Annotated in this window: 15 protein-coding genes and 1 rRNA gene; 7 read left to right on the top strand and 9 right to left on the bottom strand. The window is 63.5% G+C overall.

The genetic code is table 11. From position 1 onward, the window contains the following. The 4 genes from rrf to recD form a co-directional block, all read left to right on the top strand. Positions 1–85, top strand: a 5S ribosomal RNA gene (gene rrf / locus ACIPOO_RS18840); the annotation flags it as partial. Between the two features lie 449 nt (positions 86–534). Next, on the top strand, positions 535–4,014 hold the full coding sequence (gene recC / locus ACIPOO_RS18835) for an exodeoxyribonuclease V subunit gamma (protein WP_400608931.1): 3,480 nt from the start codon (positions 535–537) through the stop codon (positions 4,012–4,014). A gap of 2 nt (positions 4,015–4,016) precedes the next feature. After that, positions 4,017–7,715 (top strand): exodeoxyribonuclease V subunit beta, encoded by a 3,699-nt coding sequence (gene recB / locus ACIPOO_RS18830; protein ID WP_400608929.1) that lies wholly within the window; start codon positions 4,017–4,019, stop codon positions 7,713–7,715. After that, on the top strand, positions 7,712–9,799 hold the full coding sequence (recD, locus tag ACIPOO_RS18825) for an exodeoxyribonuclease V subunit alpha (RefSeq protein ID WP_400608927.1): 2,088 nt from the start codon (positions 7,712–7,714) through the stop codon (positions 9,797–9,799). The genes recB and recD overlap by 4 nt, the downstream gene beginning before the upstream one ends. 185 nt (positions 9,800–9,984) lie before the next feature. Here recD and ACIPOO_RS18820 read toward each other — a convergent pair whose 3' ends face one another. From ACIPOO_RS18820 to ACIPOO_RS18795, 6 genes are all read right to left on the bottom strand, one after another. After that, positions 9,985–10,257, bottom strand: coding sequence for a Rho-binding antiterminator (locus tag ACIPOO_RS18820; RefSeq protein ID WP_400608925.1), 273 nt, complete (start codon positions 10,255–10,257; stop codon positions 9,985–9,987). Positions 10,258–10,298: 41 nt separating this feature from the next. Further along, positions 10,299–11,849, bottom strand: a complete 1,551-nt coding sequence (locus tag ACIPOO_RS18815; protein WP_400608923.1) for an amino acid ABC transporter permease/ATP-binding protein — start codon at positions 11,847–11,849, stop codon at positions 10,299–10,301. 141 nt (positions 11,850–11,990) lie between these two features. Next, positions 11,991–12,806 carry an ABC transporter substrate-binding protein gene (locus ACIPOO_RS18810; protein WP_400608952.1) on the bottom strand — a complete coding sequence of 272 codons (816 nt, stop codon included), beginning with the start codon at positions 12,804–12,806 and terminating at the stop codon, positions 11,991–11,993. Positions 12,807–12,865: 59 nt separating this feature from the next. After that, positions 12,866–13,930 carry an isopenicillin N synthase family oxygenase gene (locus tag ACIPOO_RS18805; RefSeq protein ID WP_274135902.1) on the bottom strand — a complete coding sequence of 355 codons (1,065 nt, stop codon included), beginning with the start codon at positions 13,928–13,930 and terminating at the stop codon, positions 12,866–12,868. A gap of 13 nt (positions 13,931–13,943) precedes the next feature. Next, positions 13,944–14,795, bottom strand: coding sequence for a sugar phosphate isomerase/epimerase family protein (locus ACIPOO_RS18800; RefSeq protein WP_400608921.1), 852 nt, complete (start codon positions 14,793–14,795; stop codon positions 13,944–13,946). 362 nt (positions 14,796–15,157) lie between these two features. Then, entirely contained in the window at positions 15,158–16,105 is a 948-nt protein-coding gene (locus tag ACIPOO_RS18795; protein WP_400608919.1) for a LysR family transcriptional regulator, read from the bottom strand. 259 nt (positions 16,106–16,364) lie between these two features. Here ACIPOO_RS18795 and ACIPOO_RS18790 point away from each other — a divergent pair, with 259 nt between their 5' ends. The 3 genes from ACIPOO_RS18790 (at position 16,365) to mmsB (ending at position 20,288) form a co-directional block, all read left to right on the top strand. Continuing rightward, positions 16,365–17,699: an MFS transporter gene (locus tag ACIPOO_RS18790; protein WP_400608917.1), complete on the top strand. Its 1,335-nt coding sequence runs from the start codon at positions 16,365–16,367 to the stop codon at positions 17,697–17,699. Positions 17,700–17,732: 33 nt separating this feature from the next. Beyond that, positions 17,733–19,259, top strand: coding sequence for a CoA-acylating methylmalonate-semialdehyde dehydrogenase (locus ACIPOO_RS18785; protein WP_400608915.1), 1,527 nt, complete (start codon positions 17,733–17,735; stop codon positions 19,257–19,259). 141 nt (positions 19,260–19,400) lie between these two features. Further along, positions 19,401–20,288: a 3-hydroxyisobutyrate dehydrogenase gene (mmsB, locus tag ACIPOO_RS18780; RefSeq protein ID WP_400608913.1), complete on the top strand. Its 888-nt coding sequence runs from the start codon at positions 19,401–19,403 to the stop codon at positions 20,286–20,288. A gap of 104 nt (positions 20,289–20,392) precedes the next feature. Here mmsB and argH read toward each other — a convergent pair whose 3' ends face one another. From argH to ACIPOO_RS18765, 3 genes are all read right to left on the bottom strand, one after another. Continuing rightward, entirely contained in the window at positions 20,393–21,820 is a 1,428-nt protein-coding gene (gene argH, locus ACIPOO_RS18775) for an argininosuccinate lyase (protein ID WP_400608911.1), read from the bottom strand. Positions 21,821–22,050: 230 nt separating this feature from the next. Further along, positions 22,051–22,521 (bottom strand): cyanase, encoded by a 471-nt coding sequence (gene cynS, locus ACIPOO_RS18770; protein ID WP_274135890.1) that lies wholly within the window; start codon positions 22,519–22,521, stop codon positions 22,051–22,053. Positions 22,522–22,551: 30 nt separating this feature from the next. Next, positions 22,552–23,214: a carbonic anhydrase gene (locus ACIPOO_RS18765; RefSeq protein ID WP_274135888.1), complete on the bottom strand. Its 663-nt coding sequence runs from the start codon at positions 23,212–23,214 to the stop codon at positions 22,552–22,554. Positions 23,215–23,337 lie beyond the last annotated feature (123 nt).

Below are 23,337 nucleotides of genomic sequence, written 5' to 3'. Positions count from 1 at the left end.
ATCCCATCCCGAACTCAGAAGTGAAACGATGCATCGCCGATGGTAGTGTGGGGTTTCCCCATGTGAGAGTAGGTCATCGTCAAGATTAAATTCCAGAACCCCAATCGCTAACGCGGTTGGGGTTTTGTTTTTGCGCCTGGAAAAGTTTTCCACCCTGACGCCGCCCTGTAGGAGCGCGCTTGCCCGCGACCCAGGCATGACCGCCACCGCAACGCCGCCTGACCCACCGCCATCGCGGGCAAGCGCGCTCCTACAGGCGATTGTGGCGCCTATCCCGTAGCAGTCCGGCTTACCGGCGAGGCGATCTCAGGTCCGCCATCGTCTGAATGCTGCCCTTGACCCCTGTAGGAGCGCGCTTGCCCGCGACTGCGCCAGAACAAACACCACCGCACCGCCTGACCCACCGCCATCGCGGGCAAGCGCGCTCCTACACGTTGTGGCGCCTATTCCGTAGCAGCACGGCAAGCCATACCGCTACAGGTCGTCATGCCCCTCTGTTAGTCTTCTCCCTCTCCAAATGCCAAGGAAGCAGCTATGCCGGTGACATCCAGCCTCAATCCCGGGTTCATGGTGGTGCATGGCAACCGCCTGGATGAACTGCGCAGTCTTGTCGTGTCGTGGATGCGCCGTTATCCACTCACGCCTCTTGAAAACGAAGTCGCACTCGTCCAGAGCAACGGCATCGCCCAGTGGCTCAAACTGGCCCTGGCCGAAGACACCCAGGATGACGATCAGGGAGGTTGTGGCATTGCCGCAGCAATCGACGTGCAACTGCCCGGCAGCTTCATGTGGCAGCTCTACCGCGCCGTGTTGGGCAAGGACGAAATTCCGGAAACCTCGCTGCTGGACAAGGCCCCGCTGACCTGGCGCCTGATGCGCCTGTTGCCGACCCTGATCGACCAGCCTCACTTCGAGCCGTTGCAGCGCTTCCTGACCGCCGACACTGATCTGCGCAAGCGTTATCAATTGTCCGAGCGGCTGGCCGACCTCTTCGACCAATACCAGGTCTATCGCGCCGACTGGCTGGAAGACTGGGCCCAAGGCAAGCACCAGCTCAAGAACGTGCGCGGCGACATCACGCCGCTCAAACCCGAGAACTGCTGGCAGGCCGAACTGTGGCGAGCCTTGCTCCATGACGTAGGCGCCGAAGGCATGGCCCAGAGCCGCGCAGGGGTGCACCGGCGCTACATGGAACGTATCAACGCCCTGAGCGAAGCCCCAGCCGGTTTGCCTGCGCGGGTGATCGTGTTCGGTATCTCTTCGTTGCCCGCCCAGGCACTTGAGGCCCTGGCCGGGCTGGCTCGATTCAGTCAGGTGCTGCTGTGCGTGCACAACCCCTGTCGGCACCATTGGGCCGACATCGTCGCCGACAAGGACCTGCTGCGCCACGAATACAAACGTCAGTCGCGCAAGGCTGGCATGCCCGTCGTTCTCAACCCCGACGCGCTGCATCAGCATGCGCACCCTCTGCTGGCCGCCTGGGGCAAACAGGGGCGTGACTACATCAACCTGCTCGACAGCCACGACGATCCCAACAGCTACCGTTCGGTGTTCCGTGACGGCCGTATCGACCTGTTCAGTGAAAGTGATCCACAGACCGTCCTCAATCAGTTGCAGGACGACATCCTCGAACTGCGCCCCCTGAGCGAAACCCGCGAGCTGTGGCCCGCCGTCGATATAAGGAAAGACCGCTCGATCCGCTTCCACGTTGCCCACAGCGCCCAGCGCGAAGTGGAAGTGCTGCACGATCAGTTGCTTGCGCGCTTCAGCGCCAATCCTGAACTTCGCCCCCGTGACGTCATCGTCATGGTCCCGGACATCGACAGCTACGCGCCGCACATCCGCGCGGTGTTCGGGCAGCTGGATCGCGAAGACCGGCGCTTCATTCCGTTCACCCTGGCCGACCAGGGCCAGCGTGGTCGAGATCCGCTGCTGATCGCCGTCGAGCATCTGTTGAAGATCCCTGACAGCCGCTTCCCGGTGAGCGAGATTCTCGATCTGCTCGACGTCCCTGCGCTGCGTGCACGTTTCGGCATCGACGAGCGCGACCTGCCCACCCTGCACCGCTGGATCGAAGGTGCAGGCGTGCGGTGGGGGCTCAACGCCGGGCAGCGTGAAGGCCTGGGTCTGCCCGAAGCACTGGAGCAGAACAGCTGGCATTTCGGCCTGCGCCGGATGCTGCTGGGTTACGCCGTGGGTGCCGGAACAGCCTATGACGGCATCGAACCCTACGATGAAATCGGCGGGCTGGATGCGGCGCTCATCGGTCCGCTGGTGGCTTTGCTCGATGCCTTGGAAGTGGCCCATAACGAACTGTCCAGGGAGGCGACACCCGCAGAGTGGGGGACGCGTCTGCAAGCGCTCATGCAGTTGTTCTTCACTCCAGACAGCGAGCATGACGACTACCTGCTCAGCCAGCTGGAAACCCTGCGTGAAAACTGGCTCGAGACCTGCGAAACGGTCGGCCTTCTGGAGCAACTCCCGCTCACCGTCGTGCGTGAAGCCTGGCTCGCAGGCCTGGACCAGGGGCGCCTGTCGCAACGTTTCCTCGCAGGTTCTGTGAACTTCTGCACCCTGATGCCGATGCGGGCCATTCCATTCAAGGTCGTTTGCCTGCTGGGCATGAACGATGGCGACTACCCACGGGCGCAACCGCCGCTGGACTTCGACCTGATGGGCAGCGATTACCGCCCCGGTGACCGTTCGCGTCGGGAGGACGACCGCTACCTGCTGCTTGAGGCACTGCTCTCGGCGCGTGATCAGCTGTACATCAGTTGGGTGGGCCGCAGCATTCGCGACAACTCCGAGCGACCTGCGTCGGTGCTGATCGGCCAGTTGCGCGACCACCTCGCCAGCGGCTGGAAGCTCGCCGACGCCCAGGAACCTGAAGACGCCAGCAAGCGCGATCCGGGCCAGCAACTGTTGCATGCCCTGACGCTCGAACATCCGCTGCAACCCTTCAGCGCCAAGTACTTTCAGGAAAACATGGAGTACTTCAGCTTCGCCCGGGAATGGCAGGTGCTGCACGAAGCTGCCGACGAACGCAGCGAGGTCGGACCGCTGACGCGCCATGAGCAGGAAGAGCCGTTGAGCCTTGCGCAGTTGCAGGATTTCCTGCGCAACCCGGTCAAATACTTCTTCAGCCAGCGCTTGAAGATCTTCTTTGAAGTGGCCCAGGCGCCATTGGCCGACGATGAGCCGTTCGTGCTCGACGCCCTGCAGCACTACGGCCTGAGCGACAGCTTGTTGCAGGCCGCGTTGATCGACCCGGATCAGGCGCTGGAGCGACTCATCGCCCAGGCCGCTCGCTTGCAAGGCAGCGGCCTGCTGCCCATGGCAGGTTTCGGCGAACTGCTGCAGGACGAGTTGATCGAGCCGCTGCCAGCGCTTGTGCAGCGCTATCACGAGCTGCTGTCCCGGTGGCCGGAAAGACTGCACAGCGCAACTTCGGTGAAGTACCAGCATCAGGGGATCGCCCTGGATGGCTGGCTCGACGGCCTTCATCGCAATGCTCAGGGTGAGCTGCTGGCGGTCACGGCCATCCCGAACGCCATCGGCGGCAAGAAATCACGCAAGTGGCATCGCCTGGGCAAGCCTTGGGTCAACCACCTGGTGGCCTGCGCCTGCGATCTGCCGCTCACCACCGCCCTGGTGGCCAGCGATGAGACGCTGCTGCTGCCGCCCCTGGAGGCCGAGCAGGCGAAACGAACCCTCAATGACCTGCTGCTGGCCTGGGAGCAGGGCATGCACCGGCCGCTGCCTGTGGCGATGAAAACCGCCTTCGCGTGGGTCGGTCAGAGTGACGAAATCAAGGCCGAAGGCGCCGCCCGCAAAGCCTATGACGGCGATGGGCAGAACATGGCCGGTGAGCACGCCGAGAGCACTGCGCTGGCCCGCCAGTACCCGGATTTCGACGCGCTGCTCGACACCGAGGAGTTCGTCGGCTGGTGCGAGGCATTGTACAAACCGATATTCGACGCGCCCTGGCAGTCTCTGTCCAGCGAGGAGGCCTGAGCATGAGTGACGCACAACAACCCCTGGCCCTGCGCTTTCCGCTCAAGGGCAGCCAGCTGATTGAAGCCAGCGCCGGTACCGGCAAGACCTTCACCATTTCCGCGCTGTACCTGCGCCTGGTGCTCGGCCATGGCAATGAAGTCTCGGGCTTTGGCCGCGAGTTGCTGCCGCCGCAGATTCTGGTGGTGACCTTCACCGATGCCGCGACCAAAGAGCTGCGCGATCGCATTCGTACGCGCCTGGCTGAAGCGGCGCGATTCTTTCGCGAAGAGATCCAGGCCCCTGATGCGTTGATCGCCGATCTGCGTGACGAGTTCGCACCCCAGGCGTGGGCCGGGTGCGCAAGCCGGCTGGACATCGCCGCCCAGTGGATGGACGAAGCCGCGGTCTCGACCATCCACAGTTGGTGCCAGCGCATGTTGCGCGAGCACGCGTTCGACAGCGGCAGCCTGTTCACCCAGAGCCTGGAAACCGACCACAGCGATCTGCTCGGCGAAGTGCTGCGCGATTACTGGCGCAAGTTCTGCTATCCCATGTCCGGCGACGCCCTGGCCTGGGTGCGCAAGCACTGGGTCGGTCCTGTGACTTTGCTGCCCAAGGTTCGGGCGATGTTCGGCAGTGAACGTGCGCCGGGCACTCAGACGCCGGCACAGCTGATCGAAGCATCGGTCGGTGCCCGTCGTGAAGCGCTGAACATGCTCAAGGCACCCTGGGTCGAGTGGGTACCGGAGCTGTTGGCGATCTGCCGGGAGGCGTCCCGGACAAAGGCTGTCGATGGCACTCGCTTCAAGTCCAATCACTACACCTCCTGGTTCGACCAGATCAGCGCCTGGGCCAATGATCCGGATCAGGACAAGCTCGACATTCGCACCGGTTTCACCCGCCTGACTCCCCACGGCCTTGCCGAGGTATGGAAGTCCGAGCCGCCGGTCCACCCGGGCCTGGAGGCCATGGTCGGTCTGCAGGAAGCACTCGCCAAGCTTCCGACCCCTGACGCCGCCGTGCTCGAACACGCCGCGCATTGGGTCGGCGCGCGTTTCGAGGAAGAAAAACGCCGGCTTGCCGAAATGGGTTTCGACGACATGCTGTTGCGGCTGGACGCTGCCCTGCGCGGCTCGGGCGGCGAGCGTCTGGCAACCTTGATTCGCGAGCAGTTCCCGGTGGCCTTGATCGATGAGTTCCAGGACACGGACCCGGTTCAGTACCGGATTTTCGACAGCATCTACCATCTGGAAACCAACGACGAAAGCACCGGCCTGTTCCTGATCGGCGACCCCAAGCAGGCGATCTATGCCTTCCGTGGCGCAGACATCTACACCTACCTGCGCGCCCGGACTGCAACCACCGGGCGCCTGCATACCCTGGGCACCAACTTCCGCTCCAGCCACTCGATGGTCGAGGCCGTGAACCATGTGTTCGTGCGGGCCGAAGAGAACCCGGTAGGCCGGGGGGCCTTTCTGTTTCGCAGCCCCGATCAAAACCCGGTGCCGTTTCAGGCGGTGCGCTCCCAGGGCCGCAAAGAGCTGTTTCAAGTCGATGGCCAGGTGGTCGCCGCGCTGAACGTCTGGCAACTGGAGAGCGATCAACCGGTCTCGGGCACGCTGTATCGTCAGCAACTGGCCGCCAGTTGCGCCAGCCAGATTGTGGGGCTGCTCAACGCTGGCCAACAGGGGCGTGCAGGTTTTGCCAGAGAGGGGGAGCCGGTCAAAGGCCTGCTGCCTGCCGACATCGCGATTCTGGTGCGCGATGGCAAGGAGGCCCAGGCAGTCAGGGGCGAACTGACGGCTCGTGGCGTACGCAGCGTCTACCTCTCCGACAAGGACTCGGTATTTGCCGCGCAAGAAGCCCATGACCTGCTGGCCTGGCTCAAGGCCTGCGCCGAGCCCGACGCCGAGCGCACGTTGCGCGCGGCGCTGGCCTGCATCACTCTGGACCTGCCGTTGGCCGAGCTTGAGCTGCTGAACCGCGACGAGCTGGCGTGGGAGCGCCGTGTCATGCAGTTCCGCGACTATCGGCGGATCTGGCGCAGCCAGGGCGTGCTGCCGATGCTGCGGCGCCTGCTGCACGACTTCAAGCTGCCCCAGGCGTTGATCCAGCGCAACGATGGCGAACGGGTGCTGACCAACCTGCTGCACCTGTCCGAACTGATGCAGCAGGCTGCTGCTGAACTGGACGGCGAGCAGGCGCTGATTCGTCACCTGAGCGAGCACCTGGCGCTGTCCGGTCAGGCGGGCGAGGAGCAGATCCTGCGCCTGGAAAGCGATGAGCAACTGGTCAAGGTGGTGACCATCCACAAATCCAAGGGCCTGGAGTACCCGCTGGTGTTCCTGCCGTTCATTTGCTCCAACAAGCCTGTGGATGGAAGCCGCCTGCCGCTGCATTATCACGACGCACAAGGCCAGGCGCAGATCAGCCTGCAGCCTACCGAGGCTTTGATCGAGCAGGCCGACGACGAACGCCTGGCCGAAGACCTGCGCCTGCTCTACGTGGCACTCACCCGGGCGCAACACGCCTGCTGGCTGGGCGTCGCCGACCTCAAGCGCGGCAACGCCAACAGCTCGACCCTGCACCGCTCGGCGCTCGGGTATCTGCTGGGTGGCGGGCAGGTGCTGGCCGAATCGACTGGCCTGGGGCAATGGCTGCGCTCGCTGGCTGAAAACCAGCCAAGCGTCAGTGTCCAGGCCGTGCCCGAACCCACCGACGCTACCTTCAGCGCGCCGCGTAGCGAAGTCGCGCTGAGTAAGCCGCGCATGCCGCGCCGCAGCGCTCGGGAAAACTGGTGGATCGCCTCCTACAGCGCCTTGCGCATTGGCGACATCATCACCGACAGCGGTGACCAGTCCCCCGACAGCCCCCAGGCCCAGAAGCTGTTCGACGACGAACGCCTGGACCCGGATGCACCACGGGAAACGCTGGTCAGCGGCGGCGATATCCACCGCTTCCCGCGCGGACCAAACCCCGGCACCTTCCTCCACGGCCTGCTGGAGTGGGCTGGGGAGAAAGGTTTCGCTGCGGCTGCGAGCGATCGGGAGCGGCTGGAAAAGGTTGTCGCCCAACGCTGCAATCGGCGGGACTGGACCGGCTGGATCAACACCCTGACCGACTGGCTCTCGCACCTGTTGAACATGCCATTGCGCCTGGGCGGCGATGCTGCTCCCGTGGCCCTGCGTGAACTCGACCAGCCCAACCAGTACCGCGTCGAAATGGAATTCTGGTTCGCCTGCTCGAAAGTCGACGTCGCGCAGATGGACGCACTCGTGCGCCGCTACACCCACAACGGGGCACCGCGCGCGGCGACCGATACCGTCTCGCTCAATGGCATGTTCAAGGGCTTCATCGACCTGACGTTCGAACATCAGGGGCGTTACTACGTGGCCGACTACAAGTCCAACTGGCTGGGTGTCGAAGACGATGCCTACACCACCCAGGCCATGGAAAACGCCATTCTGGACAACCGCTACGACCTGCAATACGTGCTGTATCTGCTGGCCCTGCATCGCCAGCTCAAGGCGCGGTTGGCCGATTACGACTATGACCTGCACATGGGCGGCGCGGTCTATCTGTTCGTCCGTGGCAGCCGTGCGGCCAGCCAGGGCGCGTGGTTCACAAGGCCTTCCCGAGAACTGATCGAGAGCCTGGACGCGCTGTTCCAGGGCCGCCCCGTGAATGCAGATGCCGTACTGTCAGGAGACCTCGCATGAACCGCACCTTTGCCCATCTGCTGCCCACGCCGCTGGATGCCGAGAGCCTGGCCCGTCTGGCGCCGCTTGCGCGTGTCGACGACTTGCTGCTGTTGCTGGAGCGCTGGGTCGAGCGCGGCTGGTTGCGGGCGCTGGACAAGGCCTTCGTGGCTTTTCTTGCGGACCTCGATCCGACCGCCGATTCCCTGGTGCTGCTGGCGGCGGCCCTGACCAGTCATCAACTGGGCCACGGCCATGTGTGCCTGGATCTCTTTGAAACCCTGAAAGAGCCGGACTTCGCCCTTTCGCTGCCGCCCGAAGGTGATCTGCTGTCCACGCCCATGCTGCTCCCCTCGGCGCTGCTCAAGGCGCTGGACGGTGCGACCTGGTGCCAGGCGCTGGCTGACAGCGTGCTGGTGGCCAGGGCCGGGGATGACAGCGCCAGCGCCGCGCAGAAGCCGCTGGTGTTGTCCGAGCGGCGCCTGTACCTGCGCCGCTACTGGATGTACGAGCGGCGTATCGATGCCGCGCTGCATCTGCGCCTTAACCAGGCTGAACCTGCGCCCGGTGATCTTGCACAACGGCTGGATGCGCTGTTCGGGCCGGCCGATCATTCTCCCGAGGCGCTGGTGGACTGGCAGAAACTGGCCTGCGCACTGGCCACCCGTGGTGCGTTCAGCATCATCACCGGCGGCCCCGGCACCGGCAAGACCACCACCGTGGTGCGCCTGCTGGCGTTGCTGCAATCGCCTGCGGTGGAGCAGGGCACGCCGCTGAGGATTCGCCTGGCCGCACCCACCGGCAAGGCGGCTGCGCGCCTGACCGAGTCCATCAGCCATCAGGTGCAGTCACTGCACGTGCCCGACAACGTGCGCGAGAAGATTCCCAGTGAGGTGACCACCGTGCACCGCCTCTTGGGCAGCCGCCCCGGCACTCGGCATTTCCGTCACCACGCGGGCAACCCGTTGCCGCTGGACGTGCTGGTGGTGGACGAAGCGTCGATGATCGACCTGGAAATGATGGCCAACCTGCTGGACGCCTTGCCGCCCCACGCGCGCATGGTGTTGCTCGGCGACAAGGACCAGCTCGCATCGGTGGAAGCCGGTGCGGTGCTGGGTGATCTGTGCCGTGATGCCGAGGCGGGCATGTACAGCCCCCAGACGCGGGCGTGGCTGGAATCGGTCAGCGGCGAGGACCTGGAAAAGAGTGGCCTGCAGCCCGGTGACGAAAACAGGCATGCGTTGGCCCAGCAGGTGGTGATGCTCCGTCATTCCCGGCGTTTCGGCGAGGGAAGCGGCATCGGCCAGTTGGCGCAACGGGTCAACCGGCAGCAGGACAAGGAAGCGCGTGCGCTGTTGGCGACCCGCACGTATCCGGACCTGTTTTCCCTGGCGCTCAAGGGCGAGCAGGATCGGGCCTTGTCGCGGCTGTTGCTCGACGGGCACGGTAACGGGCCGCAAGGCTATCGGCATTATCTGGGCGTCATGGGGTCGCAGAGGCCGCAGGGCCTGACAACCATCGACGACCCGCGCTGTGTCGAGTGGGCGCGAACGGTGCTCGGTGCGTTTGATGAGTTCCAGTTGCTTTGTGCTGTACGAAAAGGGCCGTGGGGCGTCGAGGGTTTGAACCAGCGCATTACTCAGACGCTGTACGCCGCCGGGCTGATCGAGAGTGACCAGCAGTGGTACGAAGGTCGCCCGGTGCTCATGACCCGCAACGACTACGGGCTGGGCTTGATGAACGGCGACATCGGCATTGCCCTGCGTTTGCCTGAGGGTGCGCCCGAGGAGAATCGCCAGGCCTTGCGCGTGGCTTTCCCGCGCAACGATGGCAGTGGCGGGGTGCGTTTCGTGCTGCCGAGCCGGCTCAATGATGTCGAGACGGTGTACGCCATGACCGTGCACAAGTCCCAGGGCTCGGAATTCGCCCACACCGCGCTGATCCTGCCCGAGGCGTTGAACCCGGTGCTGACCAAGGAGCTGATCTACACCGGCATCACCCGCGCCAAGCACTGGTTCAGCCTGATCGAACCGCGACAGGGCGTGTTCGAAGAAGCGTTGCGGCGCAAGGTCAAGCGCTTGAGCGGGTTGATGCTGGAGTTGTAGCCATACCCATCCCGTAGCAGTCCGGCTTGCCGGCGTCGGCGATCTTTCGGACGCTGACGCCGGCAAGCCGGACTGCTACGGGGTGTGCGACGCCTGTAGGAGCGCGCTTGCCCGCGACGGCGTCCTTGAAATCGCCCCCGCCGGCAAGCCGTGCTGCTACGGGATAGAGGACGGCCAACACCCGCTCACGTGGCACAAAACGAATTGCCCAGCTCGACCCGCCCGAAACTCGCCCCGGCATCCAGCGGGGTGATGGCCGCGAGTTGATCCAGGCGCACCTCGGCCAGGCCGTCGGCGAACAGCAGAAACTCCTCTTTGCTCGGCGCTGTCCGGGAGGTGAGCGGCTTGCCCTCGAACGTCTGGCCGTCCACCAGCTCGACCTTCAACCGGTAACCGTGCATGCAGGCGATCTCCAGGTAGTCGTAGAGATCGCAGTTCATCGGTGTATAGCTGTCCATTTCAGGCATCCCCTGGGGCGTGGTAGGGCTACGATAGCCGCTCACGCCTCCTTGCGCACGGGCTCCTGCGGGACAACCACGTTATCGAGCCCCATGAACTTGCGCACCCGCTCGCCGCACTGGTCAGCGAGAATGCTCTGCGGCGCGGCATCGACCTGCACCACGCCGTTTTCCATGAAGATCACCCGGTCGGAAATCGACAGCGCAAAATCCATCTCATGGGTGACGATGAGCATGGTCATGCCTTCCTTCGCCAAATCACCGATGACCTTCAACACATCGCCCACCAGTTCCGGGTCCAGCGCCGAAGTCGGTTCATCGAACAGCATGATCTGCGGGTCCATCGCCAGCGCCCGGGCAATCGCCACGCGCTGTTGTTGCCCGCCCGACAACTGATGCGGGTATTTGTGGGCGTGGGCCAGCAGGCCGACCTTGTCGAGCAGCGCATAGGCACGCTGTTCGCTGATGGCCTTGTCGCGGCCGTGATAACGCGGGGCCAGGGTCACGTTGTCGAGAATGGTGCGGTGGGGAAACAGGTTGAAGCTCTGGAACACCATGCCGATGCGCTGTACCCCACGGCGGATCTGCGGCGCGTTGTGGTTGTCGCCGGCGCGAATGAAGCTGCCGCCAAACAGGATGATCTCGCCCTTGTCGATGCTTTCCAGGCTGTTGACGGTGCGGATCAGCGAGGTCTTGCCGGAGCCTGACGGGCCGATGATCGAAATCACCTGGCCGGCATTCACGTCCAGGTTGATGCCCTTGAGCACCTCATGCTGGCCGTAGCTTTTATGAATGTCCACCAGTTGCAGGGCGGGCGCCGCACCGGGCGCTGCGTCGGCTTGCCGGATTTTGCCAGGCTGGCCCAGCACGCGGGCGCGCAACAGGGTCAGGGCGCTTTCATCGAGGGTTTGCGGCTTGCGGTTGTTCAGTTCCAGATGCTGTTCGAGCCAGTGAAACAGCCAGCCGAACACGGTCACGATCATCACGTAATACACCGCCACTGCCGACAGGGTTTCCATGACCAGAAAGTTCTGCGCGTACAGGCGCTGGCCCACGGTGAGCAGCTCGGTCAACGAGATCACCGACACCAGCGAGGTCAGCTTGACCACCGTGATGTATTCGTTGATGAGGGTCGGCAGGGAGATACGAAAGGCCTGGGGAATGACGATCAGCCGCTGCATGCCGATCAGCCCGATGCCCAGCGCACGGCCGGCTTCCTTCTGGCCGCGGGCGACCGAGATCAGGCCGCCGCGATGGATCTCGGCCATGTACGCAGCCTCGGTCACGACCAGCGCCAGCAGCCCGGAATAGAAGGGATTGGACAGCACTTCGCGGGTGATCGGAAACATCTGTGGCAGGTTGTAGGTGAACACCACCAGCACCAGTAACGGGACGCTGCGGAAGAACCAGATATAAACGGAGGCGGGCACGCTGATCCAGCGCGAGCTTGAGAGTTTGGCCGAAGCCAGCAGGAACCCCAGCAGCATGCCGATGAACCAGCCCAGCGCGCTGAGCTGGATCACGGTGATGCACGATTCCCAGAAATCCGAGACCGAGAACAGCGAAAAAAAGTAGGACCATTCGAATTGCATACACACCTCAGCGAGGGCAAGACCCTGCAAACGCAACGTCTTGTAGGAGCGCGCTTGCCCGCGATGGTGGTGTATCAGTCGCCGGATTCGTTTCGGGTCGACCGCCATCGCGGGCAAGCGCTCCTACAAGCGGTGCGTCATTTAATTACTCGGCTCTTCCAGGTTGTACTTCTTCAGCAGCGCTGCGTACTCACCGGATTTCTTGGTCTCGTCGAAGGCCTTGAGCAGCGCCTGATACAGCTCGTCGTTGCCTTTCTTCACGTAGATGCCCAACGTCTGCTGGTAGATCGAGTGCTCGGTGCTGACCACCACGCGGCCCTTGGTGCGTTCGGCGATCATGCCGGCGGCGCCGTCGATTTCCACTTGGGCCTGAACGTTGCCGGACAGCAGCGCCTGGGTCACTTCAGGTGCCGACGGGAACTCGCTGACCGCGATCGGCCCCTTGTTGTTCGGCACGCAGTATTCGGTGGACAGCTTGTTGAACTGGGCGACCCAGGTGGTGCCTTTTTCCAGGCCGATTTTCACGCCGCAGAGGTCTTCCGGCACCTTGGGCTTGAGCGTGCTGTCCTTGAGCACCATGATCGCCGCGCCGGTCTTGGCGTAGGCGATGGTCTGGGCCTGGGTCTGGCGCTCGGGCGTGATGTACATGCCGGAAATGATCGCGTCGTAGTGCCCGGCGTTGAGGCTCAGGATCAGGCTGGAGAACTTGGTGTCGACGAACTCGGGCTTGAGGTCCATGTGCTTGGCCAGCAGGCGCGACAGGTCCGGGTCGGCGCCGACGACGTTCTTCTTCTCATCATAGGACTCAAACGGCGGATAGGTGATCTCCATGCCGACCTTGAACTGGCCCGGGGTCACGGTGGTTGCGGCCTGGGCAGCTGTACCAAAAGCAGTCGCGCCGAGCACGGCGGTGGCAAGAACGGTCAAGCGAACAGCAGTGTTCAAAGTGTTGCGCATCGTCGGTGACTCCACGTCAGGAAGGTAAGGCACGGTGTGTTGGAAGGTCTTGTGGGGCATCAGGAAGCGTCCTGTGCCTGGTTCTTCAGGTGGCCGAAGCTCGACGGCTTGCGGGCTTTTTCGTAGAGCTTGAGCTCGCCGCTTTCGACCTTGCGCCGCAGGTACTGATAGGTCTGCAGGGCCTGGCCGAACATGTGCTCGCCGATGGTGATCTCTTCGTACTCCGTCCCTTCTTTCTCGAATTGAGGAAGCGGCTTGATCTGGGTGTGGAAGTCGCAGGCGAAAAACAGCGGGAAGGAGTAGCGCTCCTCGCGCACGGTGCGTACCCGATGAGCCGTAGCAACGAACGTACCAGCGGTCATGACCTCCAGCATGTCGCCGATGTTGACCACGAACGCACCTTCCACCGGTGGCGCGTCGATCCACTGGCCCAGATCATTCATCACCTCAAGGCCGGGCTTGTCGGCCAGCAGCATGGTGAAGCACTCGTAATCGGTGTGTGCACCAATACCGGGCGCGTCCTGCGCAGCGCCATCGAACGGATAATGGATCAGCCGCAGCTTGGACGGCGGGCGCGTGACCATCGCCTCGAAGTAGCCTTCCTCAAGGCCCAGCGCCAGGGCGAAGCCATCGAACAGGCGGCGCCCCAGAGCGAACACGGCGGCGTAGTAGGCTTCGACGGCCGGGCGGAAGCCGGGCAGGTCGGGCCATTCATTGGCGCCGATCAGCGGCGTCCTGGCGATCACCAGCGGATCTTCGTCGCCCACTTCAAAACCGATGTCGAAGGCTTCCTTGTGATCGGGCTTGCCCTTGGCATACACCTCTTCGCCCTCGGGCACGAAGCCCTTGTGGCTGCGCGAGGTGCCGATGTAATGCTGCATCTTGTAGTCCAGCGACTGGGCAAACAGGTCCTTGGCCGCCTGGCGCAGCCCGTCGATCAGCGCAGGATCGATGCCGTGGTTCCTGACGTACAGAAAACCCACTTCGCGGGCGGCCTTGCCGAGTTCATCGGCGACGGCCTGGCGCGCGCTGATGTCGGCGCTGAACAGACCGGCGATGTCCACCACCGGGATGCTGCTGAAGTTGGCGACCTTCGTCGCCGCTGCTTGAGACTGGTCGGGCATGGCGAAACGCTCCTTATCGGCTTGTTGTATGCGTGAAACGCTTGAAGTGCTCTCGTTCGGTGCGGCCCATCCACACATTCAGCGACCACAGGTCGGCCACCGGCACGTTGGTGAAGGGCAGGTGATGCAGGTAGCCGTCGGCGCCGAATTCGGGGGTCAGAGTGGTGACCTGATAGCCGCGCGCCTGCTGGGATTGCCAGATCGCCTCCCAGTGCTGCTGATGGAAGGCCAGCTCTTTCGCGCGCTCGGGGCCGGCGGGGTGGGGGACTTGCGGGCCCTGGTCATATCCGACCCTGGCCTGGATGTGATGCACGCGCTCGACGAAGGCGCTGAGGTCGTCTTCCGGATCATCGAGCAGGCGCTCGCAGGTGACGATCCAGTGGCTGATGTCGCTGGTGAAGCGCAAATCCGGCAACTGGCGGATCAGCTCCAGGGTCACCCACGGGTTGAACAGCGAGCGGGCGCGATGGGTCTCGAAGGTGACGGTCTGGCCGTGCTTGCGCGCCAGTTCCAGCGCCTGGCCAAAGAAGTCGACCTGTTGCGGCAGCTGCCAGCGGTCGTTGCCGGCCAGCACGTTGACGAAGCGCGGCGCCAGTTCGGTGGACCAGGACAGTTTCTTTTCAAGATCGATCAGGTGCTCGGCGGTGGTCGCCGATTGTTCGGGCAGGACGTCGTAGGCGGTGAACACCGTGGCGATGTAGGGCAGGTGGTTGGCGCGCAGAAAGGCACCAAGCTCGGCACGCTCCACTGGCGTCAGCGGCAGGCGCGCTTCGATGCCGTCGAAGCCAGCCTCCAGCAATTCGTCCAGCGCCTGGGCCCGGCTTGCGGTGTAGCCCCACATCGTGCGGAAGATTTCCAGTTTCATCGAGCGTCCTCAAAGATTGCGTCTCGCAATTGACATGCCTGCGGCAAAGCTTCGCCCCGGCGCGAGCCGAAACGGGGTACAGCGGCAGTCACATCTGAAAAAGGCAATCTTCGGGCCGTGTCTCTGAATGGACGGGCTCCTTTATTGGAGCCGATCTTAGGTGCGCCCGATGAACGGAAAGAATAGGAAAGCTCAAATGCATAGTTCAGAGATTTCTAAACTATGGTGGCAAGGTGCGATCTAGAGGTTCGCGAGCCTGTAGGAGCGCGCTTGCCCGCGATTGCGTCAGTTCAGTCGCCATCGCCACGCCAGAGAGAACGCGGTCGCGGGCAAGCGCGCTCCTACAAGTCGGTGCCGGGCGGTCAATCCACGAACGACATGACCCTGGACGCCCCCAACAAAAACGCCTGATTCTGCTCGGTGGTCTGGCGGATGTAGTCCCATAACAACGTGATCCGCTTGAGCTTCCTCAGGTCCTCCCGGCAGTACATCCAGAACTGCCGCGTGATGTTCACCTGGGATTCCAGCACCGGCAGCAATCGCGCATCCTGCGCCGCGAGGAAGCACGGCAGGATCGCCAGTGCCCGGCCTTGCAGGGCGGCGATGTACTGGGCGATGACGCTGGTGCTGCGCAGCGGGGCGTGGGCACCGGGGAGCAGGTTGTTCAGGTAGAGCAATTCATTGCTGAAGGTCAGGTCATCGACGTAGCTGATGAACGGGTGGTCGGCCAGATCCTCGATGCGCTGGATCGGCGCGTGGCGCTCCAGGTATTCCTGGGTGGCGTACAGCCGCAGGTTGTAGTCGCACAGCTTGCAGCACACGTAGGGCCCGTGCTCCGGGCGCTCCAGAGCGATGACGATGTCGGCCTCGCGCTTGGACAGGCTGATGAAGTGCGGCAGCGGCAGTATGTCCACCGAGATCGCCGGGTAGGTGTCGGTGAAGTGGCTCAACTGGGGCGTGACGAAGAAACTGCCGAAACCCTCGGTGCAGCCCATCCGCACATGGCCCGACAGCGCCACGCCAGAGCCTGATACCTGCTCGCAGGCGATGTGCAGCGTGCTTTCGATGGATTCCGCCGACCCCAGCAATCGCTGGCCCTCGGCGGTCAGCACGAAGCCGTTGTTGCGCGATTTCTCGAACAGCAGCGTGCCCAGCGAGGCCTCCAGCGAATTGATCCGCCGCGACACGGTGGTGTAGTCCACCGCGAGCCGCTTGGCCGCCGAACTGGCCTTGCGGGTACGGGCCACTTCCAGAAAAAACTTCAGGTCATCCCAGTTCAGCGCGCTCAGGGAGGTGATGTTTTTTTGCATGTTGGACCTGCTTTTATGTGCGTTCTTGTTAGAAGTTTGCACATCTATACTCCGAAGCACGTCATGACGCGATCCCGCTTTTGTAGGAGCGCGCTTGCCCGCGAATAGCGTCGTGCCAGACAGCAACACTGGCACAGACACCCCCCGTCGCGGGCAAGCGCGCTCCTACAGTGGTCGATCCAACCGGAGACTTACCTGCAACATCGCATCACCCACACGCCATAACACCCTGCACAACAATAAATAAGCGGAGGAGTTTATGAAGAACGCTATAACGGCGAACGCTGGCGCACCTGACGCCAGTGCTGCCAGATCCAAGACCAAGGCCTACCGTCTGGCCGGCGCTGCAAGCATGGCCGGGACCACCATCGAGTGGTACGACTTTTTCCTCTACGGCACGGCCGCCGCACTGATCTTCAACAAAATCTTCTTCCCGGCACTGGACCCTATCATCGGTGTGCTGGCTGCGTTCGCCACCTATGCCGTGGGCTTTCTCGGACGCCCGCTGGGCGGCATCGTGTTCGGCCATTTCGGCGACCGCATCGGGCGCAAGTCCATGCTGCTGTTCACCCTGATGCTCATGGGTATCCCGACCATCATCATCGGCCTGATTCCCACCTATCAGCAGATCGGTTACTGGGCGGCGGTGATCCTGGTGGCGATGCGCTTTCTGCAAGGCATGGCGGTCGGCGGTGAGTGGGGCGGGGCGGTGTTGATGGCTGTCGAACACGCGCCCGAAGGCAAGAAAGGCTTCTACGGCAGCCTGCCGCAAACTGGGGTCGGCGCCGGGTTGGTGCTGGCGTCGCTGGCCATGGCGATGGTTGCCAAGCTGCCCGAAGAGGACATGCTCAGTTGGGGCTGGCGGATTCCGTTTCTGGCCAGCGTCGTGTTGCTCGGCGTGGGCTGGCTGATTCGCCTGAAAGTCCCGGAATCCCCTGACTTCGAGAAGCTGAAAAAGGACAAGATCGCAGTCAAGGTGCCGCTGTTCAAGGTGTTCCGCGATCACCCTCGGGAGACCCTGACCATCATCGGCGCACGCACCGCCGAGAACGCCTGGTTCTACATGTCGGTGACCTTCGCCCTGGCATACGCGGCCAACCAGTTGCAGATCCCCCGCGCCGATGTCTTGGGGGCCATCACCGCAGGCGCAGCACTGTCCCTGGTGACCATGCCGCTGTGTGGCCACATCTCCGACCGCGTCGGCCAGAAGCGCCTGTACTTCGCTGGCCTGTTGCTGCTCTGCGCCTTCGTCTATCCGTTTTTCGCCATGCTCGGCACCCGCGATCCGGTGCTGGTGTGGTGGGCGATGGTGCTGGCGGTGGGCGTGGTCTTTCCGATTCTGTATGCGCCGGAGTCCCTGCTGTTCGCCCGACAATTCCCGGCTGAAATCCGCTACAGCGGCATTTCGGTTTCCGTGCAACTGGCCGGCGTGCTGGGCGGCGGCTTCGCGCCGATGATCGCCACGCAGTTGCTTGCCATGGGCGGGGGCAGTCCGCATTACGTGATCGTTTACCTGGTGGGCATGGCGCTGGTGGCGCTGGTCTGTACCGCATTGATGAAGCGCGACCCGCCGCGCCACCAACCACGCCCATAGAGGCTGTGTCGAATCGAGAATGGAGTATCTGCAATGAACGTTTCACTGAATCAGAACAACACCACAGTGGCCCGCGTGAAACTGCTGATCGACGGCGAATGGGTCGAGTCGCAATCCGGCGAATGGCTGGACGTGGTCAACCCGGCGACACAGCAAGTGCTGGCCAAGGTGCCGTTTGCCACCGCCGCTGAAGTGGACGCCGCCGTCGCCGCCGCGCACAAGGCCTTCAAGACCTGGCGCGACACGCCCATCGGCGCGCGCATGCGCATCATGCTCAAGCTGCAGGCGTTGATTCGCGAGCATTCCAAACGCATCGCCGTGGTGCTCAGTGCCGAACAGGGCAAGACCATCGCCGACGCCGAGGGCGACATCTTTCGCGGCCTCGAAGTGGTCGAGCACGCCTGCTCCATCGGCACCCTGCAGATGGGCGAGTTCGCCGAGAACGTCGCAGGCGGCGTCGACACTTACACCTTGCGCCAGCCACTGGGCGTGTGTGCGGGCATCACACCGTTCAACTTCCCGGCGATGATTCCGCTGTGGATGTTCCCGATGGCCATCGCCTGCGGCAACACCTTCGTGCTCAAGCCATCCGAACAGGACCCGATGTCGACCATGCTGCTGGTGGAACTGGCGGTCGAGGCCGGGGTTCCGGCGGGCGTGCTCAACGTCGTGCACGGCGGCAAGGAGGTGGTGGACGCGATCTGCACCCACAAGGACATCAAGGCGATTTCCTTCGTCGGTTCGACCGCGGTCGGCACCCACGTCTATGACCTGGCGGGCAAGCACGGTAAGCGCGTGCAGTCGATGATGGGCGCCAAGAACCACGCCGTGGTGCTGGCCGATGCCAACCGCGAGCAGACCCTCAACGCACTGGTGGGCGCAGGTTTTGGTGCGGCCGGGCAGCGCTGCATGGCGACCTCGGTGGTGGTGCTGGTCGGCGCGTCGAAGCAGTGGATTCCTGACCTCAAGGCACTGGCGCAGAAGCTCAAGGTCAATGCCGGGAACGAGCCAGGCACCGATGTCGGGCCGGTGATTTCAAAGCGTGCCAGGCAGCGGATCCTGGACCTGATCGAAAGCGGCGTTGAGGAAGGCGCGAAGCTGGAACTGGACGGCCGCGGGATCCAGGTGGCCGGTTACGAGGAGGGCAACTTTGTCGGCCCGACCCTGTTCACCGGTGTGACCACCCAGATGCAGATCTACACCCAGGAAATCTTCGGGCCGGTGCTCTGTGTCATCGAAGTCGACACCCTGGATCAGGCCATCGAGCTGGTCAACGCCAACCCCTTCGGCAACGGCGTCGGCCTGTTCACCCAGAGCGGCGCGGCGGCGCGCAAATTCCAGAGCGAAATCGACATCGGCCAGGTGGGCATCAACATCCCGATTCCGGTGCCGGTGCCGTTCTTCAGCTTCACCGGCTCGCGCGGCTCGAAACTCGGCGATCTGGGCCCGTACGGCAAACAGGTGGTGCAGTTCTACACTCAGACCAAGACCGTCACCAGCCGCTGGTTCGACGACGACAGCGTGAATGACGGAGTGAACACGACGATCAATCTGCGCTGAGCAGCGCTGACGTCATACCGCTGTAGGAGCGCGCTTGCCCGCGATGGCGTCGTGTCAGACACCACCATAGGCACAGACACACCGCAATCGCGGGCAAGCGCGCTCCTACGGGGGCTGCTTGAATCAGTAAAGGAGAACACCATGAAAATCGCATTCATCGGTCTGGGCAACATGGGTGCGCCGATGGCGCGCAACCTGATCCGGGCCGGGCATCAGCTGCATCTGTTCGACCTCAACAAGCAGGTGCTGGCCGAGTTGTCGGAGCTGGGCAGCCGCATCAGCGAGTCGCCCAGACACGCCGCAGAAGGGGCAGAGCTGGTCATCACCATGCTCCCGGCGGCCGCTCATGTGCGGGCGGTCTATCTGAACGAGGACGGCGTGCTGGCCGGGATTTCCGCCGGCGTGCCTGCGGTGGATTGCAGCACCATCGATCCGCAGACCATCCGCGATGTCGCCGCCGTGGCCGCCAGGCAAGGTGTGGTGGTGGGCGATGCGCCGGTGTCCGGTGGCACGGGCGGCGCACAAGCTGGCACCCTGACCTTCATGGTTGGCGCGAGCCTGGAGCATTACACCGTGCTCAAGCCGATCCTGGCGCAGATGGGCCGCAACATCGTGCATTGCGGCGATGTGGGCACCGGGCAGATCGCCAAGATCTGCAACAACATGCTGCTGGGAATTTCCATGATCGGCGTGTCCGAGGCCATGGCCCTGGGCGACCGGCTGGGGATCGACACGGCGGTGCTGGCCACGATCATCAACAGCTCGACCGGGCGCTGCTGGAGTTCGGAGATGTACAACCCCTGGCCCGGCATCGTCGAAACCGCGCCGGCTTCGCGGGGATACACTGGCGGTTTTGGTGCCGAGCTGATGCTCAAGGACCTGGGCCTGGCCACCGACGCAGCCAAGGCGGCGCATCAACCGGTGATCCTCGGCGCCATCGCCCATCAGCTGTATCAGGCGATGAGTTTGCGTGGGGATGGCGGGAAGGATTTTTCGGCGGTAATTGAGGGGTATTTGAAGAAAAGCTGACAGACCACCTGTAGGAGCGCGCTTGCCCGCGATTGCGTCAGACCAGACACATGTCTGGTGAATGACACACCGCCGTCGCGGGCAAGCGCGCTCCTACGGGGTACTCAGGCGCGGGGGCCGTTGTAGTCCTTGGCCCATTTCTCCTGCGCGACCAACTGCGCCTTGAACCGCTCGACCTGCTCCGCCACGCGCACCGGCGAGGTGCCACCCCAGCCACTGCGGGCTGCCAGGGCAGCATCCAGGGTCAGGGCTTGCAGCACTTCAGGCGTCAGCCGTGCATCGGTGTCAGCCAGCATCTGCGGGGTCAACTCCTCAAGGCCTATCTCTTGCGCTTCGCACAGTTGCACCAGTTGCCCGGTGATCTCGTGGGCCTCCTTGAACGGCACGCCGCGCACCGCCAGCCAGTCCGCAACTTCGGTGGCCAGAGTGAAGCCCAACGGCGCCTGACGCAGCAGTTCGTCCTTGCGCACGGTCATGGTCCGCACCATTCCCGCGAACGCCGGGAGCACCAGATCCAGAGTATCCACCGCGTCGAACACTGCGTGTTTGTCTTCGCTCAAATCACGGTTGTAAGACAGCGGCTGGGCCTTGAGCACGGACAGAATCGCCGTCAGCGAACCGATCAGACGGCCTGACTTGCCCCGGGCCAGTTCGGCGATGTCGGGGTTTTTCTTCTGCGGCATGATCGAGCTGCCGGTGGCATAGGCATCGTCCAGCTCGACCCAGCGGAACTGCCGTGAAGTCCACAGGCAGAATTCCTCGGCCATGCGCGAGATGTTGATGCCCAGCATGCTGGCGCAGAACAGGAATTCGGCGACGTGATCGCGGCTGGCGACGGCGTCGATGGAGTTCTCGCACGGGCCTGCGTAACCCAGCTCTTTCGCCGAACTTTGCAGGTCGCGGGCGATGGCCGAGCCCGCCATGGCCGCCGCGCCCAAGGGCGAAAGGCTGAAGCGGCGGTCCCAGTCCTGCAGGCGCTGGATATCCCTGGAAATCGCCTGGGCATGAGCCATGAGGTGATGGGCGAAGACAATCGGCTGGGCCTGCTGCAGGTGCGTGAAACCGGGGGCGATGGTGTGCAGGTGCTGTTCGGCCTGGGCGACCAGGGCCTGTTGCAGCTCGAGGATCGACAGGGTCAGGGTGCGGACCCGGTCCCGCAGGAACAGGCGCATGTCGTTGGCGGTCTGGTCGTTGCGCGAGCGACCGGCTCGCAGCTTGCCGCCCAGCGCGCCGAGGCGTTCGGTCAACAGGCGCTCGATGAAGGTGTGCACGTCCTCGTCGGCGGCGATGGGCTGAACCTTGTCCTCGGCGAAGTCGTGCTTGATCGATTCGAGGCAGGCGATGATGCGATCGGTTTCATCGGCGCTCAACAGGCCTGCGCGTTGCAGTTCATGGGCGTGGGCGCGAGAGCCTGCGACGTCGTAGGGCGTCATGCGGAAATACACGGCAGGCGAGCGCGACAGGTTGGCCATGGCCTCAGCGGGACCGGATTTGAACCGCGCCCCCCACAGGCGTTCGGTGGTATCGGACATCAGCATTCTCCCTCGGATACGTGGAGGGCCGATCCTAGGAAAAACCAGCGGGCGGGGACATGGTTCAAATGGCAAGTGGACTTGGCAGAAATGGAAACCTGCCAGCTTTTGATTCCGTAGCAGCACGGCTTGCCGGCGGGGGCGGCGTATCAGACGGCAAATTCGTCATAGATACATCGCTCCCGCCGGCAAGCCGTGCTGCTACGGTGATGTGCGAAGCGGCCGTAGGGTCAGAACGGTTTGTAAGGCAGGAACTTGCCGTCCAGGGTGATCACCGCGCGGGAGCCGCCTTCCGGGTCTTCGACCTTCTTGATGTCCATCTTGAAGTTGATGGCGCTGATAATGCCGTCGCCGAACTGCTCGTGGACGATGGCTTTCAAGGTGGTGCCGTAGACCTGGATCATCTCGTAGAAGCGATAGACAGTCGGGTCGGTCGGTACGCCGTGGCCGATGCTGCCGCGCAGCGGGATGGATTGCAGCTGGCGAACGTCGTCATCGTTGAGCTCCAGGCGCTGGCCGATGATCTGCGCGACGTTGGCGGGCAGCGGGTGTTGGCCCAGCAGCGCGGCGGTGACGTAGGTCAGGCTCAGGCCGGTGCCTTCGGCCAGTTGCTCGAACGACAGGCCCTTCTGCGACTTGATGTCGATGATCTTGGCGGTCAGGGCCAGGCTTGGATCTTGATAGGCGTTGGACTGTTGCATGGTGATTCTCCTCGGGGACGGGTGTGGGGTTCAGGCGACGTCGCTGTTGCGTTGGGCCTGTAGAGCGTAGGTGTGGGGGTGGCGGGCCAGCGGCACGAAGCGACGGGTTGCGCCATCGAGCGCGTCGACCGTGCCGGTTTCGATGTCGTAGACCCAGCCGTGCAGGTTCAGGCGGCCTTGCTCCAGGGCCAGGCGCACGCTGGGGTGAGTCTGGATATTGGCCAGTTGGGCGATGACGTTTTCACGGACCATCGAGCCCACCTTGGCGGTGTCACTCACATGGCTGCGGGCGCTGTTGATGACGCGCGCCGACTCGGCGTGACGCAACCAGCTGGCCACGGCAGGCAGGTGGTCCATGCATTTGCACTGGGCGATGGCGGTCATGGCGCCGCAGTCGGAGTGGCCGCAGATCACGATGTCGGTCACGCCGAGCACCGCGACCGCGTATTCCACCGTGGCCGACACACCGCCCGGTTCAGGGCCGTAGGAGGGCACGATGTTGCCCGCATTGCGGATCACGAACAGCTCGCCGGGCTCCTGCTGGGTCAGCAGCTCCGGGACCACGCGGCTGTCGGAGCAAGTGATGAACAGGGTGGCCGGGCTTTGTGTGCTGGCCAGGTGTTTGAACAGTTCGGCGCGTTTGGGGAACGCTTCGCTCTGGAATTTGAGCAGACCGTCGATGAGCGCTTTCATGGCAATGGACCTGTTGGCTGGTGTCTGTGGAGTCGTGCTGTGGGATCGATACTGATCTCGCCCTGCTATAGCGTCCAAGACCCATCTACAATAGTTTCTATAAGTGATGCCTATAGGAATCAG

It is taken from the genome of Pseudomonas sp. NPDC090201, from assembly GCF_044746825.1.
In the GTDB taxonomy this organism is placed as follows: domain Bacteria; phylum Pseudomonadota; class Gammaproteobacteria; order Pseudomonadales; family Pseudomonadaceae; genus Aquipseudomonas; species Aquipseudomonas putida_AD.
Note: the sequence above shows the minus strand (reverse complement) of the source record. Positions and strands in the feature narration are given on the sequence as shown.